This window comes from Promicromonospora kroppenstedtii DSM 19349 (genome assembly GCF_000515355.1).
Classification (GTDB): domain Bacteria; phylum Actinomycetota; class Actinomycetes; order Actinomycetales; family Cellulomonadaceae; genus Promicromonospora; species Promicromonospora kroppenstedtii.
Genome location: NZ_KI911693.1, coordinates 52,737 through 54,282 on the forward strand (window position 1 = coordinate 52,737; position 1,546 = coordinate 54,282).

The 1,546-nt window shown below is 73.2% G+C and carries 2 protein-coding genes; one reads left to right on the forward strand and one right to left on the reverse strand.

The window, feature by feature from the left end; genetic code table 11:
* A partial coding sequence (locus tag PROKR_RS17075) for a class I SAM-dependent methyltransferase (protein ID WP_036964966.1) occupies nt 1-607 on the forward strand: 607 nt, incomplete at its 5' end.
* A gap of 60 nt (nt 608-667) precedes the next feature.
* Here PROKR_RS17075 and PROKR_RS17080 read toward each other — a convergent pair.
* On the reverse strand, nt 668-1,546 hold an 879-nt coding region (locus PROKR_RS17080), incomplete at its 5' end, for a sugar transferase (RefSeq protein ID WP_157602187.1).

Sequence of the window (1,546 nt, forward strand, 5' to 3'; positions counted from 1 at the left end):
GCCGCTCGCCGCCCGCGGCGTCCAGGTCGGCGGCATCGAGCTCAGCCGCGCCATGGCCGCGCGGATCGCCGGCAAGCCCGGCGGGGCGGACGTCGGCGTCACCATCGGCGACATGACGTCCACCCGGTTCGACGGGTTCGGCGGCGCCGTCGGGCCAGGTGACTTCGCCCTGGCCTACCTGGTGTTCAACACGATCAGCAACGTCACCACCCAGGACGGACAGGTCGACGTCTTCGTCAACGCTGCGGCGCACCTGCGGCCCGGCGGGCTGTTCCTGATCGAGGTGGGCGTGCCGGGCCTGCGCCGCCTGCCGCCCGGCCAGGACACCGTCCCGTTCACGGTCGCGCCCGGCCCGGGGGACACCGGCTACGTGGGGTTCGACCGGTACGACGTCGCGACCCAGCTGTTCACGTCGAACCACGTGACCGTGCGGCCCGACGGCACCGGCCGGTTCCGCTCGGTGCCGTTCCGGTATGCCTGGCCCGCCGAGATGGATCTGATGGCGCGGATCGCCGGGCTCCGGTTGCGGCACCGCTGGGCGGGCTGGGACCGGTCGCCGTTCACCGCGGACTCCGAGAACCACGTCTCGGTGTGGGAGAAGGTCTGACCCTCGCCCTGCCAGCCCTGTCAGCCCTGCCAAGCCTGGCAGGGCTCGGGCCGCGGGGCGTCAGTACGCCCCGCGCCCCGAGACCACGGCGCGGGCGGTCTGCCCGAGGATGGCCAGGTCCTGCATCGGCGTCCAGTTCTCGGCGTAGTAGACGTCGAGCCGGACCGCCTCCTCCCACGGCAGGTCGGAGCGGCCGGAGACCTGCCACATGCCTGTCATCCCGGGCTTGACCAGCAGCCGACGCCGCATGCGCTCCTCGTACGCCGCGACCTCGTGCGGCAGCGCCGGCCGGGGTCCGACGAGGCTCATGTGGCCGCCGAGCACGTTGAACAGCTGGGGCAGCTCGTCGAGCGAGTACCGGCGCAGCACGCGGCCCACGCGAGTGATGCGCGGGTCGGCGCGCATCTTGAACAGCGGGCCCGCGCCGTCGTTCCCCGCCGTGAGGGCCTTGACCTCGCGGTCGGCGCCCACGCGCATGGTGCGGAACTTGAACATCCGGAAGATCTTGCCGTCGCGGCCCACGCGCTCGGACAGGTAGAACAGCCCGCCCTTGCTGGTGAACGCGACGGCCAGCCCCACGCCGAGCAGGATCGGCGACACGAGCACCGTGATCACGGCGGCGAGCACCCAGTCGATGCCCTGTTTCACGCGGAACTTGGCCCCCCGGAACCTCGGCGCGTCCACGTGCAGCAGCGAGAGGCCCGACGTCGGGGACACGCTCATGCGGGAGGCGGCGACGTCGGCCAGCTCGGTGGTGAGCATGAGGTCCACGCCCACACGCTCGAGCTGCCAGCCGAGCCGGCGGACGACGTCGGAGGTGATGCTCCCCGACGCGCTCACCGCGACGGCGCTCGCGCGGACCAGCGCGGCCGCCTCGCCCACCCGGGACAGGTCGCCCAGCACGGGCACCCCGCCCACCTCGTCCCCGGGCAGCCCGTC